The sequence below is a fragment of the Streptomyces milbemycinicus genome, assembly GCF_002154605.1.
Taxonomy (GTDB): domain Bacteria; phylum Actinomycetota; class Actinomycetes; order Streptomycetales; family Streptomycetaceae; genus Streptomyces; species Streptomyces milbemycinicus.
Window position 1 is genome coordinate 240 of sequence record NZ_MUNE01000192.1, and the last position, 520, is coordinate 759.

A 520-nucleotide genomic window follows, 5' to 3' on the forward strand; every position below is an offset into this window, starting at 1 on the left:
CGGTCGCGGACAGGGCCGTTGCGCTGCGATCGGTGTACCGGACCGGAAACTCCTGCGGTGCTTCCATGTGTCTCCGCCGGGTTGTTCTGGGGTCTGGCGTCGTTTCGGGACTTGTGCCAGACCCGGCCAACCGACGAAATGTGGTTCACGAGGTGACGGAATGCGCGGAGCGGGGTCAGCGGGCCGTATGGCCGCCGCGTGCTGTGGTCCACTGAGTGCCTCAGTTGGCCATTGAGTACTTCAGTTGGCCACTCCGGCGCTCAGCTCGCTGCTTCATCTTCGGGCCGGGGAATCGCGGTGATCCTCAAGCAGGTGAAGCCGTGTCGTCCGGTCATGCACGCGGGGCGGGCCAGGAGCTGAGGGGTAGCGGGCCGCGGTCGATGACGGTGCGGATGCAGAAGGTGCTGCGGGCGTCGCGAACGGGACCGATGGCCAGGATCTGGTCTGTGAGCACCTTTTCGAAGGTGCGCAGGTCCGGCACGGCGAGCTCGACGAAGAAGTCGGCGTCGCCGGAGACCAC

At 66.3% G+C, this 520-nt stretch carries 1 protein-coding gene; it reads right to left on the reverse strand.

Annotated features, from left to right (window positions below; all coding sequences use genetic code 11):
• Window positions 1-331: 331 nt before the first annotated feature.
• On the reverse strand, window positions 332-520 hold a 189-nt coding region (locus tag CCN51_RS17165; RefSeq protein ID WP_245881635.1), incomplete at its 5' end, for an Lrp/AsnC ligand binding domain-containing protein.